This window comes from Vibrio sp. 10N.222.55.C6, from assembly GCF_041473395.1.
Classification (GTDB): Bacteria; Pseudomonadota; Gammaproteobacteria; order Enterobacterales; family Vibrionaceae; genus Vibrio; species Vibrio crassostreae_C.
The window spans coordinates 81,181-95,817 of the sequence record NZ_JBFRSD010000005.1 but is presented as its reverse complement, the minus strand read 5'-3'; the positions used below and the strand labels follow the sequence as shown (position 1 = coordinate 95,817).

The following is a 14,637-nucleotide window of genomic DNA, read 5'->3' as shown; positions in this document are numbered from 1 at the left end:
GCAACAAAGATGGCTTGTCGTGAATTGTATACAATTTAATTTTGGTCATAGTCGTCTGTTTTATAAGGGTTTGGATTGAGATTGAACAGTTTTATGGTGTGAATGAATGGATAGCTATGTATACAAGATAAAGACAAGATTTATGGCACTGTTGGGAGTGATTCTGTAGAGGCTAAGATCGTTGTTGAGGCTAGAATAGACAGTGTTTTAGATGGATGTGAGCCGATCGTCGTCTTTATTTTTAGGTGAGAGGGCATAAAAAAGAGAAGTAAACGCTGAGGCTTACTTCTCTCTTGTTTGTTAACGAAAAGTTGTTAACAAAAGGTTGGGCTATCTAGTTAGCAGAACTATGATTTGCTCTTAAGCAGATCTGAGAACACGACATGCAGATCACTAGAAGCTGTGCTGCTGTCTAGGTTGAGCTTCGAACGAATATGGCTTAGGTGTTCTTGCATCAACTCTACGGCTTGTTGTTCATTGCCTGACTCTATCGCATCCAGTAAGCCTGAGTGTTCGTCTAGAGAACAGTTCGAGTGGTTGCCCGTTTCGTACTGAGCGATCAGCAGTGAAGTTTGCGATACCAAGCTGCGTTGGAAAGCCAGCAGTGGCGCGTTCTCTGCCATTTCAGCCAATTTGATGTGGAACTCACCAGACAAACGTAGGCCAGAGCCGTAATCGCCTTGGTCGAAAGCACTGTTCTCTTTCGCGACCAATTTTCTGCACTCTTCGATTTGAGCTTTGGTCGCGTTTTTAACGGCTAGCTCGGTGATAGCAATTTCCATTACTTCACGTGCTTTAAATATCTGTTTGGCTTCGTCTACTGTTGGAGCCGCAATCACAGCTCCTCGGTTAGGGCGGATCACCACAACTTGCTCCAAAGAGAGTCGTAGTAAGGCACGACGGATAATAGTACGGCTAACGCCAAAGATTTCTGCGAGGGCTTCTTCGCTTAATTTGGTGGCTGGTGGCAGCCTTTGTTCTAGTATCGCGTCGAAGATATGGCAGTAAACAACATCGTCTTGAGTCTGGCCTGATACTTTTGTATTTATACCTTTGGAGACAGAGTTTTTGAGAGCTGTCATAGAGATAAGGGCCCTTGTTTAGTCGAGTAGGGTGGGTTGAGCATGATTCGTGAGTGTTACCTTACATTGTATACACTTATCTATACAATGCCACTGGCTGAAAGTGCGATGTACGCTTATTTGTTAGCGACTTATAACATTCAGCTTCGTACAAATCGGTGCAATATTGAACTATGTACTTTTTAAAAAGTGAGTTTTGGTTTAAAGCTTAGTGCGCATCTGGTCGAAGCTAAGTGTGTATGTAATTAAAGCTAAATGCGCGTTCTGTTTAAAGCTATACTCGATTATCGCCGCAACTGTATGCCACGATCTGACTGATTTCGCTCAGGCTACGACCTGACTGTTGCTGCCATTCGTTGAAGGCTTTACTCGCTGCCAGTTGTGCTCGCTTGGTGTTACGACCGCTATCAACCACGTCTGTGCTGCGTAGGTGTGCTTCAACATCTGATGACAAGATGAAGGTATCTTTACCCATTTGGCGCAGAGTGTAGGCTCCAGTATTACCACCTAATCGCTTGCCGTGTTTTTTCAGGTAATCCCACAGCTCGGTGATACGTTCTGATGGCCAGTCGGCAACCATTTGCGAGAAGGAATCCGCTTCACGCTTGGCATTGTGGATCATCATGGCGTTGGCAGGGATGGTCATTACCTTGGTGAGGTGGCGAATAATGCGCGGGTCTTGCGCTTTCTGTTCCCACATCTCATTCGGCAGCATCAGCATCTTTTCAATATCGAACTCAAAGAATACTTCTTCAAATTGTGGCCACTTCTTTCTCACCACATTCCACGAAATACCACACTGGAAGACCTTTTCGGTAAAAGCGGCCAGCCAACGGTCATCAGTGATTTGTGATAACTCGGCTTGTGAAAGGGGCGCACGGACAATCTTTTCGAGTTCGGCCGCTCCGCCTTTACGGTGAGCCGCACGTTGATAAATGGTGTCGAATTTTTCTTGGGTCATTGAAGGTTCCAAACTAAAGCGATTCTTTATGATATGGGGACTAATTTCTATATGAAAAGGAGCTTAAGCTTCTGTCGCCAATTGAACAAGAAAACCGCGCATGTAGTCGGTTCGCTTGTTGGCTTCTAATTTGGCGGATTCTGTATTCATGGTTTCAGCGAGCTTGAACAGTTTCACGTAGAAATGGTCGACACTGTAATGCTTGTCATCCAAATCACGCTGCTTGGCGAACGGGTCTTCGTGGTTATAGAGTTCGGCATCGAAGCTTTGACCAACGTATAGGCAACGAGCAATACCAATTGCACCGAGAGAATCTAGGCGATCAGCATCTTGGACGATTTGAGCTTCCAAGGTTTCTGGTGTGATGTTAGCGCTGTAACTATGCGTGACAATCGCATGATGGATCTCATCAAGATAGGACGCAGGGTATTCGATAGATTTGAGGAAAGAGATCGCCTTATCTGCTGCCATTGTTGAGCTTTGGGCCCTGTCTGGGTGGTTCTTAGGAAAGGTGAAGCAATCATGAAGATAAGCAGCAGGTAACACGACTTCAAGCTTAGCTTGTTCTTGATCGCACAAAGCTTTTGCGGTTTTGACGACACGCTTAATATGGCTGATGTCGTGTGCTGCATCTTGTGTCATTTCTTGCTGTGCAAACTCAAGCAGTTGGTCTTCAAACTTTTCCTTCACGCGTCTCTGTCTCCGTTAATGATGTTGCTTATTATCTAGCATTTATTCACATCGACTGTAACAGTTTCAAGCGCGAGTTTTTATCTTTTATAAAAAGTATATCAACAAAAAAACCGACTCTGTGAGTCGGCTTAATATTGGTCTTTATTTGTTGTATTGGCTTTTAAGCTGCGGCTTGTTGCAGCTGCGCCAATACATGATGCAGCGATGGGCTGATCGTGTGGCCAAGCGCTTTTACTTCTTCGCAAGGCTCAACCAAATCTGGAATTTGGAAGCTGATCATGTTCGCTGCCATAGAAGCGCGAATTCCGTTGTTCGAATCTTCGAACGCTAGGCAGGTTTCAGGCGCAACACCTAGGCGTTCAGCCGCCAGCAAGTAAATCTCTGGGTGAGGCTTGCCGTGAGTCACTTCGCAGCCTGTGCTTAATGAAGTGAAGTACGAATCTAGGCCAGCCAGCTCAAGCTTCTTCTTTGCGATATCAAGCTGAGTGGAGGTCGCCACCGCGATTGGAATGTCGTTTGATTTCAGCCACTCAAGAAGCTCAATCACGCCGTCTTTTACTGGGATTGCTTGGTTTTTAACAATTGCACTGTAGCGCGTGCGCCATTCATTATTCAGCGCTGGGTAATCTAACCCTTCACCGTAACCATTTCGAAAAATCTGTTCGATGGTTTTTGCGTTACAACCAATGATGCCTAGGTAGACATCTTGCAAAAACGGAACACCTTGCGCGTGACATGCTTCTTCAAAAACCTGCATACAAAGTCGCTCGGTGTCGAGCAGCAGCCCATCCATATCAAAAATAGCAGCTTGAAAATTCATATCCGTGGTTCTTAATGTGTTGTCATCGTGAGGGCGGGTATTTTGACATAGTGTCTAGTGATAGGCGAGTCAACGTTCAGTAAGAATATATCCAATCGGCTCGGCAATATGCTTCTGCATGACTTTAAATGTGATTGGTTGTGGTTGAAATAATATCGTTCAGTTATGAGCCTTGTGTTTTATAGGCCATCCAGATCTAACAGAAACAATTATGATTATTCCACATAACAAATCTAGCTTGTGCGTCTGGCTTATTATTACATTTCATAAACTTACAGGTCTGTTTACGTGACCATAATCTTATAAAAAACAATTACCGGGAGCCTGCAATCATAGTGTGACCAAGCAATAAGTAAATGGCTGAGCTTAGGGAGAAAATAACATTAGTCCACATTTTTAGCAGGGTTGCTTATGTTGTATTTTGAGTTTCTATTTTTATTAGTCGTCCTTTATATCGGATCTCGGTATGGCGGTATTGGCTTAGGTGTTGTTTCTGGTATTGGTTTGGTTATCGAGGTGTTTGTCTTCAAGATGCCACCAACGTCTCCACCTGTCACCGTGATGCTGATCATCCTCGCCGTTGTTACTTGTGCTTCGATTCTCGAAGCGGCAGGTGGTTTGAAATACATGCTGCAAGTGGCGGAAAGGGTACTGAGAAAGAACCCGAAACGCGTTACCTTGATAGCACCGTTCGTGACTTACTCGATGACTTTCCTATTGGGTACTGGCCACGCGGTTTACTCAATTATGCCAATCATCGGCGATGTTGCGTTGAAGAATGGTATTCGTCCTGAGCGCCCGATGGCGGCTGCGTCTGTTGCGTCTCAACTGGCTATCACTGCATCACCAATTTCTGCTGCTGTGGTCTATTACCTCGCGCAACTTTCTGATATCCAACACTCTATTACTCTGCTTTCTATTTTGATGGTGACGGTTCCTGCAACGCTGTTTGGTACGTTTTTACTTTCTTTGTACAGCTTGAAACGCGGCAAAGAACTGAACGACGATCCTGAATATCAAGCTCGTCTAAAGGATCCAGAGTGGAAAAAGCGTATCGAAAGCACCACAGCGACGTCTTTGGATGAAGTGTTGCCAACTTCGGCTCGTAATGCGGTATTGATTTTCCTACTTTCAATTGTCGTGATTGTTATCGTGGCGATGGTGCCTGAGATCAGAACGATCGTAGACGGCGACAAGCCAATCAAGATGTCAGTGATCATCCAGATGATGATGCTCTGTTTCGGCGGTATCATTTTGCTGGCAACTAAAACTGATCCGCGTGATGTGCCAAACGGCGTGGTATTCAAATCGGGTATGGTGGCGGCGATTGCTATCTTCGGTATCGCTTGGATGTCAGATACCTACTTCCAATATGCAATGCCTCAATTTAAATCTGGCATCGTGGAAATGGTGACTAACTACCCATGGACGTTTGCTCTAGCGCTATTCATCGTATCGGTTGTGGTGAACTCTCAAGCGGCGACTGCACGTATGATGCTACCTGTTGGCCTTGGCTTAGGATTAGATCCAGCACTGCTTATCGGTTTGATGCCAGCAGTTTACGGCTACTTCTTCATCCCGAACTACCCATCAGACATCGCAACAGTTAACTTCGATGTGTCTGGCACTACCAAGATTGGTAAGTGGTACTTCAACCATTCATTCATGTCGGTTGGTTTGATCGGTGTCGTGGGCGCATGTTGTTTAGGCTACGCACTGGCACAGATTTTTATCGCTTAATGTATTAGCTTTCTTTGAGATAGCTAAGACAACAAACAAAAACAGCGCCTAAATTGGCGCTGTTTTGTTTTAACAGGTTTCGTTTATTAGCTTTCAGGAGAGCTATTAACGCGGCTCAAAAGCCAGCGACTGAATTGCTTCTTCAATCGTTAGGAAGTGGATCTTCATCAGGCACACTTCGGCTTTTTGAAACTCGTGGTTTCGAATCAGCTTGGTCACGCTTTCTACTGAATATTGCTCAGGCCGTTTCGCTAGAGACAGTTGATTTGATATCGATTGAAGTGCGTAGCTGTTACCCTCTGAATCAATGAGGTAATCATCTTCACCCAAGATCATGTCTGAGCATTCCACCTGGAAATCTTGTTCTGACGCGACGTAAATAAGCTCATCATCACCGTCGAGTTTTACCAAAGATGGCCAACTGATCATTACTGCCCTTTCTATGTGCTGCTTACTGCTTTTAATAGTGGTGACGACAAGCAATTATATAAAAGTTATCGTCATCTGCTTTATACACTAATCGATTCTTGTCATCGATTCGTCTTGACCAAAAGCTAGACAGGTTGCCGACTAGTGGCTCCGGCTTTCCAATCCCTTCAAAGGGCGTTCTTTTGGCGGCTTCAATCAACTTATTTAGTTTCTTGAGCGTTTTCTTGTCTTGGGTTTGCCAGTATAGGTAATCTTCCCAAGCATTATCTGTAAATACAATCTTTCGATCATTCGTCATTATTCAATTCTCGAACGGTTGTATTTCCGGCTTCGAGTTGAGCAATAGATTCAGCCAATCTTTCAGCGTTTTTAGGCGAGCTCATAAGGTACAAGGTTTCTTGCATTGAATTAAAATGATCAAGAGACATGACCACTGCATCTTCTGAATCTCGTCTGGTTATTACCGTAACATCAGAATCGTCTACCACTCTATCGAGCACAGACTTAAGGCTATTTCTGGCCTCAGTAAAAGAAACAATATTCATCACTTATTTACCCTGTTGTTTTTGGATATGTTTAATCTTTCTATATACACAGAATAGTTAATCATTCATGAATTAACTATTCTACATGTTCCGCTTGTTGTACATGTTATATCAGAGCTTACACATGATCAACTTATGGTACATGTCATTCATTGTAAATATGCAGAGAGTTACTGACTCAAAATGCTATTTACTCAAAGATCGGCCTAATGGTGCGAAGTAACCTTGCAGGGCTTGGTATATCTGTTCTCGGTGCGCCATATCAGGATACACGGGGTACATATCAGGCTTGGTTGTGCCATCCACTAGATAAGCGTTCTTGATATCGGAACACGATTCAATCACGGATTCAAAAGCGCGCGCCATCATCTCTGTGGGTAGTGAGAAGTAACGGGCAGACATCGCTTTGTCGGCAATCACACTGCGAGCCACATAATCGTGTTTGTCCAAGTTATTGTCGCTAAGCAGTGTGGCATCAAACAGAGACATCAAACTTTCGTTTAATGGATGAGGTCGCACCGTTCTATCGTGCAACCAACAGTCGCTGGCGAACAGGATCTGCTTGCGAGGGCCAGAGGTATCGCCGATTTCAAACGCTTTCTCAGCGATATAGTGGTCAAATGCATGCCAAAACTCGTGAGCGAGCGCGCCAGCTCCGGCATTCTTCGCGAGGGCTAATTCTCGTTGGTTCGGGGCATAGTGTGCTTGTACGCCTTTTCTGCCGCCACTGCCGAACGCTAAGCCTAATGTGCCGCGAAGGCCAATCGCTTCTGGTGGCAAAGCCAAGATGTAAGCCAAGTCGGCTAGCGAATCGAATATCAGATTTGCGGCCAACTCTTTTTCTTCTTTCGTCACCCAAGCACCCACACGAATGCTGCCCATACCGAAGGTTTGTTTGATGTCCATGAATGACACCTGATCGCCATGTCGGTAGTCTGGGCCTTCGCGCGTTTTGTATTTAAAGTGAGTTAACTTCAAAAGGGTCCTTGGAAACAGACGTAAGAATGAATAGTGTGCTCAGTGAGATGCGCCTGTGTGAGATGCATCTCTTGGAATTAAAGGACGTTAGCACTTTTGATAGCAAATTGCCGAACAAAATTAGTTTAGATTGAGTTCGAAAGCTTCCCATGAAGTTGGGTTACCTTCACGAGTGAGTGGAAAGAGTGGCTGTTGTGGTTTTGCATAGCTTAATCGGTGCAGTCTTTGAGTTACGTGGTAGCTATCAAGCCCTGATACCGTGACCAAATCCAACGCTTCTAAATCAAGGTAGCCATCCGGCATCACGGCGCGTTTGGGTGCGTGAATCGTTATAACTTCACCGATCAACATTTGCGTTTGATTGCTTTCGATTGTTATCTGTTCTTTGAACGCTAACCCTATCTTTAAACTGCTCTCCAAGACGAAGGGAGCGGGGAATGTGTCGTCATAATAGGCCGTTAAGCCGACCGCGTTGAATTCTGAGACTGGTTTAGGGTAGCGAGCCGAGGTTTGATGGGCCTTTTTAACAAAGTCAGCACCAATGCTGTTAACGGTGAAGTACTTAGTTTCTAGGATGTTTTCTAGCGTATGACGTCGGCTTTTATCTGGGCGAACAATAAAACCAAGCAGCGCGGGATCAGACCCTAGGTGAATGACAGAGCTCACTATCGCAAGGTTTTCAAGCCCCTGTTTATCACAAGTACCAATTAGGTTGGCGCTTTTAAATCCAGATAGGGAGTTAACCAAACGAATGCGGTGGCGCGGGTCCATTGTTTGGATATCTTGTTTAGAAAGGGTCATGTCCTTCATATCTTCTCTTCTTCTCATTTATTGTTATCTTCGAGCATGCTCACTAACGGACTTATATGTACGAAGAATCCGCTTTTATCGATCAAAGAGCGCTTATTGGCCGTGGGCAGTTTGTCTCTTTTATCTCTGCTACAGCACAATGAACGAGATCCTTTGCATAGATTTACGTACGTTGACGTCCCTTTACATCACAGGAGCTAAAGTAATGATGTCGTCTTTATGAGTGTTAACAAATGAAAACAGTCCGCAATATCATTTGGGCAATGATTGCCACAATGTCAGCCTTTTGGTTTGCGATGGAACCGCAATTATTCGCTTCAAGCGATGTCTTTGAATGGCGCTCAGCCATGATTCAGTACTCAGGTATTTTGTCTCTGGTGTTAATGTCCATCACAATGATCTTGGCGATGCGTTTGCCTATGGTTGAGAATTGGCTGAAAGGTATGGATAAAGCATATCGAGTCCATAAATGGCTCGGTATCGGTGGTGTTGCACTGGGTGTGACACACTGGTTGTGGTACCAAATACCTAAGTCATTGGTGGTGTCTGGTGTGTTAGATAAGCCTGTTCGACACGATGGTTCAGGGCCGCAAGCTGTTTTGACTGGATGGGAGTTATGGGTCAATGAATTACGCGGTATTGCTCAGAGTATTGGCGAGTGGGGCTTCTACTTGTTGCTCATTTTACTGGTGGCGTCACTATGGGCGGCAGTGAAGTACAAACCGTTTAAATTGTCGCACCGTCTGATGTCGGTTGCGTACCTGTTTATCGCTTTCCACTCAGTAATCCTGCTTAAACGAGCGTATTGGGGAGAACCTATTTATTATCTAACTGTGGCATTTGCTTTGGCTGGGTCTATCGCAGCGATTTACAGTTTGTTGGGCTTGGTTGGGCGTCGTAATCGTCACTCAGCGACGATTATCTCGACTCGCTATTTTCCACAAGCTGAAGTGATGGAGCTGGTGTTAAAACCGGAGGTATCTTGGCAAGGTCACAAAGCTGGGCAGTTTGCGTACTTGCGTTTCGGTAATGAAGACCCGCATCCGTTTACCATTGTTTCTGGCAGTGATGATCCAGAGCTGCGCTTTTTGATCAAAGAGCTGGGTGATTTTACTAATGGCCTATATGAACGAGTGAAAGCGGGCGATGCGGTTACGGTTGAAGGACCCTATGGTCGACTTTATTTTGACCTAAGCAAGCCACAAATTTGGATTGCTGGTGGTGTCGGGATAGCGTCGTTTTTTGCAACACTTGAAGCGCTCAAAACAGAACGAGATCATCCTCGTATTCAACTGTTTTATTGTACTCGCGGTGTTGATAAGCAATTAATCGATGAGTTGTGGCACCTAGCACACGCGGTTGGTGTGAAGTTGACCGTGATAGATACCTTGCACTCACCGCGGCTAAACGCCGGAAGAATTGTCAATCAATGTGGCGACCTCAACGAGTACGAGATGTATTTCTGCGGGCCGGAGTTGTTCTCTACATCACTGAAAAAAGAATTAGACACCTATCAATTTGATATTGAAAAGCACTACCACGAAGAGCTGTTTGTGATGCGTTAAAGCCAACTATTGGAGCTGTGATTGTTAAATTAGTCAATCGGCACAGTGTAAAAAGGCGTAAAGTCACTCAATTTGTTATTGCAGCGGTTTGCTATTGAGCGATACCATATAGGGCTGTTTCTTTGGTAAAGATGTAATTATGTCAGATGAAAAACTCGCACTCGAATGGATGCGCCAACAAGCTCATAAAGTTGACCCATACGTTATCGATCCATCGTTTGATGAATGCGTTGAGTTGCTTGATCCTGCCTTCAAGAAAGGCAAGAGTGTTGCTCAACTCAAGTATCTGTTATCAGAAGCAGATCGCCGAGCGGGCGCGGCAGAACGTAAGCATGCGGCTTTAAAATACGCCAAAGAGAAAAGCCCAAATGCTGGTCAAATCTTGCGACTGCAAAGCAAGCTTCAACAAGTTCAGTTGGCGTTGAAATTGGCGACTGGTGACAACAACATGACCATCTCTCAGTTCTGTTCAGAGTATGACGTGACTAAGCGTGACGGCAATACGGCATGGAATGAAAAGCTGGTGGAGCAAGGGAAGAGAAAGTAGTCATTAAAAAGCCTGAAAATTGATTTCAGGCTTGGTGGTCAATCCGCTTATTCAGATCCAATACCCACGCTAAGGTCGAATGTTATTGAAACTGACCTTTTGTGTCCCATCATCTAGGTTCTCTAACTTAACCACATCCCCTTGATAGTAATACGGTTCCATTGGCATCTCGCTGTTGGTCGGCCTTGCGTAATGCAATACTGCTGGCTTCGCGTCAACTTGCTGTGCGTATAGATAGCCAATCAGCGCATGTTCAAACTGGTGATAACCGTTGCCCCAATGGAAAGCTTTGGTGCGTTTTGGCTCAAGCCCGACACCGCCGTATTTATGGTCGACCCATACATCATGAAAAGTGGGTAGGGTGTATTGCAGGACGTCTTTCATTGAATCATCGACAAGTGAAACCGTCATTGCTGCTTGATCAAGCTCCGCCCATTCCCATGATGAAGCCCAATTTGTGTTTGGTCTGCTTTGCCAGCCAGTTATCTCTTGTCCTTTCCACGCTTTCTGAAGTTCCTCGCCATAATATTGGGATACGTTGGCGAACTCTTTCTGATATTGCGCCAGAGCGAGAGTGTGTTTCATGCCATCGAATCCAAATTGCGACCATTCTGTATTTTCTAATGCGTGACCGGTTAGATAGGTCATCCAATACGCTTTGATGGTGTGCCCAAAATCGTTGTGATTAGCATTCGGCATCTTGGCGGCTTTGCTGTGAATGGCCCCGTAGAAGCGTTGTTCATCTTCAGAGTGGTAGTGCTCGACCATGGTTTGTGTCAGCCAACTTAGATCATCAAGCCATCTTGTCTTGGTGGGCTCTTTTAGCAGGGGAGCGACTAACAGCATATAACCGTTAATCTGATCAAGTTGCGCGACCAGTTCACGCTGTGTGGCTTTGCCATCTTCACCATCCGCAAGTACCCAAGCAAGACCGCTGTTGTCGCTAAGTCGATATTTATCAAAGATAAAAGCTTGTTGTTCGATGAGTGCTTCTTCTACCTTTTTGTCTTGAGTCAGGTAGTAATACATGGCAAGGCCAACTAATGCATACGCTTGATCTTGAGAAGTACGCTGCTGCCAATTCTGGCCTACTTTTCCCTCTTTTGTGTAGCCGATAAAGCCGCCGTTTTGCTTATCTTCTAGCTGATCAATGATGTAGTAGGCTCCTTGCTTGGCAAGCGCTAAAGCCTGCTTATCGCCACTAAGGTGGTAGAGCACGCCATAGGCATAAGTTTGACGTGACTTCATCCGCGTAAACTCTTTGCCAAAGTGTGGCGTGATCCAGCCTTTGTTTAGTTCATGGCACACATCAGAAACATCGAGCAAGGTACCGTCATCACAGCGGAAAGTAGGGAAGTTTCCTACCGGTTCTCCTTGAGCGCTAGGCATTAACGAATAAGGTGCAAGCCCTTCAGTCGCATGGTTGAGCCACTCTTCTCCAGAAGGAAGAGGGGCGTTGGCAGATACGGCGAAGCTAGTAATACTGAGTAATGCGATCGTTGCTCGTAACATGATGTTTATCTTAACTATTTGAATTTCTTTGAATATAAACAATCACATCTGCACATTGTGATTAGGCGATCACAATCGACCAAATTAATAAGGTTTAGATAAAAGCTCACAGACTAGTGAGCTTTGGAAGGGTGTCTTGTATTTTATACTGGCTTGCCCGCCTCATCTTCTTCAACCACATCGGTTTCTAAGCTTGCCTCTGCCAGCCATTTTTGTATTGATGGACTGTTCAGCACACGTTGTTGATACTGCGATGCCTTTTCGGAAAGTTGTATTCCATAGGTTTCTACGCGCAATGCGACGGGTGCAAACATCGCATCGGCAATCGACCATTCACCAAATAACCATCCCTCTGGGTATTGTTCCATTTGTGCAGACCATATTGCATCAATACGAGCGATGTCTTTCAGTGCGTCTTCACTCAGTGTGAGCTTTCGTTGTGCGCGGCAGTTCATCGGCATTTCATTTCTGACGGCAAAGAACCCAGAGTGCATCTCGGCGGAAATTGCTCGGGCATGGGCGCGTTCTTTCACTGAGCTAGGCCACGCTGCACCGTCCAAATAGGCATCGTTAACGTATTCGAGAATCGCCAGTGAATCCCACACCGCAACGTCACCATCAACCAGAGTTGGAACTTTGGCTGTTGGTGTCACTGAAGCTAGTGTGTCGTAAAAGTCAGACGTGAATAGCTTGAGCTTGATGATTTCTGCATTCAGGTTGTAGTTGTCGAATATTAGCCATGCGCGCAATGACCAAGTTGAGTAGTTCTGGTTTCCAATATAAAGCTGCATAGTTGCTTCCTTGCGTTTAGTGGGTATGTATTTAGGGGTATGCATTTGAGCTTAGGGGATTGTATTGCGGAGCACTAACGGATAATTTTGATGCAATACATTAATAAAAACGATGGGTGGTGATTTCAATATGGATATTGATGCTTTGCGAGGCTTTCTCGCGTTTGTGGAAACCAGTAGTTTCACTCGTGCAGCGAAACAGATAAATCGTACCCAATCGGCATTCAGTGCTCAGATGCGTAAGTTGGAAGAAGAACTCAACGTCACTCTTTTCCAGAAAGAAGGACGTAATTTAATACTGACTGAAGCTGGCTTAGCGCTGCGTTCTCATGCCGAACAGTTGGTCGCCCTCCACAACACCGCCCTCAAGCAAGTAAAGCGTTATGAAGACAAACAACCTCTGCGACTCGGCTGCCCTGAAGACTACAACGACACCATTCTGCCGAAAGTGATTCGCCTGTTACAGCAAGCAGAACCTACCTGTTCCATTCAAATATTTAGCCTACCAAGTATTAACCTCAGAGAGTGGTTAGATGATGGCCGTTTAGATGCGGCGATTGTCACCAGAGCGCCTGATAGTGAAGAGGGTTACTGGCTTACACATGATGTGGGTGTTTGGATAAGCAGCCCTGACTATGCATTCGATGAGTCTAAACCAGTCCCACTAGCCTTGTTTCAGACCGATTGTAAGTACCACGCAGCGGCAGTGAATGGCTTAACCAAGCAGGGCACGCCTTATCAGTTATTGGCGTGTAGCAATACCGCTTCAGCGCAGCGTGCAATCGTGAAAGCAGGATTAGCGATTGGTGCGATGGGTAAGCTAAGCGTGACTTCAGATTTGAAAATTCTTGATGATATGCCGCCGTTGCCTTCGGTCGATATTGTGCTGATCCTAGCGAGTAAGCATCACCCGGTATTGGATAAAGAAGTGCTCAATCAACTTGTGGAGCTGGGTTCTGAGTAGCTTAGGTTCATCTTCCTATTGGAGGATTCCCAAGCTTTTCAATTTTCGATAAATGGTATTGCGGCTGATACCGAGTATTCTCGAAGTCTTACTTATGTTGCCTTGGTTGGCTTGATAGGTTTGCAGCAAGGTTTCTTCAACGGTACTTCTTAAATCGTTATTAGCTGTACCTTTGGTGGTATTAGGAGGCGTGAGTTGATGCTGATTATCGTGTGCTAATGACGTGAGATGTTGAGCAAGGTGGCTGGGCACATGCTCGAGTGTGAGTTGGGGTTCATCACTTGCTAATAGAGCAGCAACCTTAAGTAAGTTGTCTAATTCGCGGATATTACCCGGCCAAGAATAGGCGCACAGTAAGCTCATCAAGTGCGGGCAGATTGTCTGTTCGTCTTCGGCGTATTTACGATGAATGTGCTCGATTAAAGCGTGCTTGTCTTGTCGGTGTTGTAGGCTTGGCAAGGTGAAGGCTAAGCCATTGAGTCTGTAATACAGGTCTTGCCTAAACTCACCTGTTGCGACTAACTGCTCGAGGTTTTTGTGAGTTGCAGCGATGATCTGACAATCGACTTGATAGCTTTGATTAGAACCAACTGGCACCACGGATTTGTCTTGCAGAACATGCAGTAGTCGGCACTGAGCTTCTAAAGGCATGTCGGCGATCTCATCTAGAAATAGAATCCCTTTATCTGCTTGACGGATCTTACCTTGGAAGCCCTTGTGGCTTGCTCCCGTAAAGGCGCCCGGCGCGTAACCAAACAGTTCAGATTCGATAAGGTCTTTAGGCAGCGCGCCACAATTTACCGCTACCAAGGGCGAAGACTTACGCTGGCTTTGCTTGTGCAGCGCTTTAACAAACTCGCCTTTGCCAACTCCTGTTTCTCCTAAGATCAACAAACTGATCCCTTTATCGATTACCTTGTTGGCTTGCTGCCAAGCGTGTTCGATTTGTTGCTCGCCATGGTGCAAATCACACGATGCTGAAATGGAGCGCGTGCGTTTGGTGGTTATAAGAAATCCGGCATCGGCCGTGAGACACATAAGATGATGCTCGATCACTACCAAAATACTAAGAACCTGTTGATCAGCTACGATACTAACCCACTAGGATTTTTCTAAAATAGATAGGTTCTAGAACAGTCTATTAGGAAGTCACTAGCAACGAGATGGCTTAAACAATACAAGTAAAATGAAAAGCAAAAC

Annotated in this window: 15 protein-coding genes and 1 pseudogene; 4 read left to right on the top strand and 12 right to left on the bottom strand. The window is 45.3% G+C overall.

What is annotated here, in order from left to right; all coding sequences use genetic code 11:
- Nucleotides 1-347: 347 nt before the first annotated feature.
- From AB4486_RS06185 to AB4486_RS06170, 4 genes are all read right to left on the bottom strand, one after another.
- Complete coding sequence (locus AB4486_RS06185) at nucleotides 348-1,082, bottom strand: GntR family transcriptional regulator (protein WP_372057752.1); 735 nt, start codon at nucleotides 1,080-1,082, stop codon at nucleotides 348-350.
- A 274-nt stretch (nucleotides 1,083-1,356) separates the two neighbouring features.
- Nucleotides 1,357-2,043 carry a DNA-3-methyladenine glycosylase I gene (locus AB4486_RS06180; RefSeq protein WP_016766965.1) on the bottom strand — a complete coding sequence of 229 codons (687 nt, stop codon included), beginning with the start codon at nucleotides 2,041-2,043 and terminating at the stop codon, nucleotides 1,357-1,359.
- A 63-nt stretch (nucleotides 2,044-2,106) separates the two neighbouring features.
- A complete protein-coding gene (locus tag AB4486_RS06175; RefSeq protein ID WP_372057753.1) occupies nucleotides 2,107-2,733 on the bottom strand; it encodes an HD domain-containing protein in 627 nt (208 codons plus the stop codon).
- A 163-nt stretch (nucleotides 2,734-2,896) separates the two neighbouring features.
- On the bottom strand, nucleotides 2,897-3,556 hold the full coding sequence (locus AB4486_RS06170) for an HAD family phosphatase (RefSeq protein WP_010432777.1): 660 nt from the start codon (nucleotides 3,554-3,556) through the stop codon (nucleotides 2,897-2,899).
- Between the two features lie 411 nt (nucleotides 3,557-3,967).
- Between AB4486_RS06170 and AB4486_RS06165 the strand changes: the two genes are divergently transcribed.
- On the top strand, nucleotides 3,968-5,296 hold the full coding sequence (locus AB4486_RS06165) for an anaerobic C4-dicarboxylate transporter (RefSeq protein WP_010432780.1): 1,329 nt from the start codon (nucleotides 3,968-3,970) through the stop codon (nucleotides 5,294-5,296).
- Between the two features lie 105 nt (nucleotides 5,297-5,401).
- On the opposite strand, the gene AB4486_RS06160 is transcribed toward AB4486_RS06165, so the two are convergent.
- From AB4486_RS06160 to AB4486_RS06140, 5 genes are all read right to left on the bottom strand, one after another.
- On the bottom strand, nucleotides 5,402-5,725 hold the full coding sequence (locus AB4486_RS06160; RefSeq protein ID WP_372100796.1) for a DUF4144 domain-containing protein: 324 nt from the start codon (nucleotides 5,723-5,725) through the stop codon (nucleotides 5,402-5,404).
- A gap of 31 nt (nucleotides 5,726-5,756) precedes the next feature.
- Nucleotides 5,757-6,023, bottom strand: a complete 267-nt coding sequence (locus tag AB4486_RS06155) for a Txe/YoeB family addiction module toxin (RefSeq protein WP_017061615.1) — start codon at nucleotides 6,021-6,023, stop codon at nucleotides 5,757-5,759.
- Nucleotides 6,013-6,270: a type II toxin-antitoxin system Phd/YefM family antitoxin gene (locus AB4486_RS06150; RefSeq protein WP_017061616.1), complete on the bottom strand. Its 258-nt coding sequence runs from the start codon at nucleotides 6,268-6,270 to the stop codon at nucleotides 6,013-6,015. Before AB4486_RS06150 ends, AB4486_RS06155 begins: the two co-directional genes overlap by 11 nt.
- Before the next feature lie 186 nt (nucleotides 6,271-6,456).
- On the bottom strand, nucleotides 6,457-7,248 hold the full coding sequence (locus AB4486_RS06145) for a CLCA_X family protein (protein ID WP_017061617.1): 792 nt from the start codon (nucleotides 7,246-7,248) through the stop codon (nucleotides 6,457-6,459).
- 120 nt (nucleotides 7,249-7,368) lie between these two features.
- Entirely contained in the window at nucleotides 7,369-8,058 is a 690-nt protein-coding gene (locus tag AB4486_RS06140; protein ID WP_017061618.1) for a flavin reductase family protein, read from the bottom strand.
- A 233-nt stretch (nucleotides 8,059-8,291) separates the two neighbouring features.
- Between AB4486_RS06140 and AB4486_RS06135 the strand changes: the two genes are divergently transcribed.
- Both AB4486_RS06135 and AB4486_RS06130 read left to right on the top strand, forming a co-directional pair.
- Complete coding sequence (locus tag AB4486_RS06135; RefSeq protein ID WP_372115439.1) at nucleotides 8,292-9,623, top strand: ferric reductase-like transmembrane domain-containing protein; 1,332 nt, start codon at nucleotides 8,292-8,294, stop codon at nucleotides 9,621-9,623.
- A gap of 139 nt (nucleotides 9,624-9,762) precedes the next feature.
- On the top strand, nucleotides 9,763-10,170 hold the full coding sequence (locus AB4486_RS06130; RefSeq protein WP_017061620.1) for a hypothetical protein: 408 nt from the start codon (nucleotides 9,763-9,765) through the stop codon (nucleotides 10,168-10,170).
- 69 nt (nucleotides 10,171-10,239) lie between these two features.
- On the opposite strand, the gene AB4486_RS06125 is transcribed toward AB4486_RS06130, so the two are convergent.
- Nucleotides 10,240-11,682 (bottom strand): N-acylglucosamine 2-epimerase, encoded by a 1,443-nt coding sequence (locus tag AB4486_RS06125; RefSeq protein WP_372116702.1) that lies wholly within the window; start codon nucleotides 11,680-11,682, stop codon nucleotides 10,240-10,242.
- Nucleotides 11,683-11,825: 143 nt separating this feature from the next.
- On the bottom strand, nucleotides 11,826-12,473 hold the full coding sequence (locus AB4486_RS06120; RefSeq protein ID WP_017064968.1) for a glutathione S-transferase family protein: 648 nt from the start codon (nucleotides 12,471-12,473) through the stop codon (nucleotides 11,826-11,828).
- A gap of 112 nt (nucleotides 12,474-12,585) precedes the next feature.
- On the opposite strand from AB4486_RS06120, the gene AB4486_RS06115 reads away from it, so the two are divergent.
- Nucleotides 12,586-13,437: a LysR family transcriptional regulator gene (locus tag AB4486_RS06115; protein ID WP_017067473.1), complete on the top strand. Its 852-nt coding sequence runs from the start codon at nucleotides 12,586-12,588 to the stop codon at nucleotides 13,435-13,437.
- Nucleotides 13,438-13,452: 15 nt separating this feature from the next.
- Here the strand turns inward: AB4486_RS06115 and AB4486_RS06110 are convergent.
- Nucleotides 13,453-14,442: pseudogene (locus AB4486_RS06110) on the bottom strand (sigma-54-dependent Fis family transcriptional regulator); the annotation flags it as partial.
- Nucleotides 14,443-14,637: the final 195 nt, after the last annotated feature.

Coding starts and splice junctions, on each gene's coding strand:
- AB4486_RS06180 (WP_016766965.1), bottom strand. CDS start 2,043: ATGACCCAAGAAAAATTCGACACCATTTATCAACGTGCGGCTCACCGT.
- AB4486_RS06135 (WP_372115439.1), top strand. CDS start 8,292: ATGAAAACAGTCCGCAATATCATTTGGGCAATGATTGCCACAATGTCA.
- AB4486_RS06155 (WP_017061615.1), bottom strand. CDS start 6,023: ATGACGAATGATCGAAAGATTGTATTTACAGATAATGCTTGGGAAGAT.
- AB4486_RS06170 (WP_010432777.1), bottom strand. CDS start 3,556: ATGAATTTTCAAGCTGCTATTTTTGATATGGATGGGCTGCTGCTCGAC.
- AB4486_RS06160 (WP_372100796.1), bottom strand. CDS start 5,725: ATGATCAGTTGGCCATCTTTGGTAAAACTCGACGGTGATGATGAGCTT.
- AB4486_RS06140 (WP_017061618.1), bottom strand. CDS start 8,058: ATGAAGGACATGACCCTTTCTAAACAAGATATCCAAACAATGGACCCG.
- AB4486_RS06115 (WP_017067473.1), top strand. CDS start 12,586: ATGGGTGGTGATTTCAATATGGATATTGATGCTTTGCGAGGCTTTCTC.
- AB4486_RS06165 (WP_010432780.1), top strand. CDS start 3,968: ATGTTGTATTTTGAGTTTCTATTTTTATTAGTCGTCCTTTATATCGGA.
- AB4486_RS06130 (WP_017061620.1), top strand. CDS start 9,763: ATGTCAGATGAAAAACTCGCACTCGAATGGATGCGCCAACAAGCTCAT.
- AB4486_RS06185 (WP_372057752.1), bottom strand. CDS start 1,082: ATGACAGCTCTCAAAAACTCTGTCTCCAAAGGTATAAATACAAAAGTA.
- AB4486_RS06125 (WP_372116702.1), bottom strand. CDS start 11,682: ATGTTACGAGCAACGATCGCATTACTCAGTATTACTAGCTTCGCCGTA.
- AB4486_RS06120 (WP_017064968.1), bottom strand. CDS start 12,473: ATGCAGCTTTATATTGGAAACCAGAACTACTCAACTTGGTCATTGCGC.
- AB4486_RS06150 (WP_017061616.1), bottom strand. CDS start 6,270: ATGAATATTGTTTCTTTTACTGAGGCCAGAAATAGCCTTAAGTCTGTG.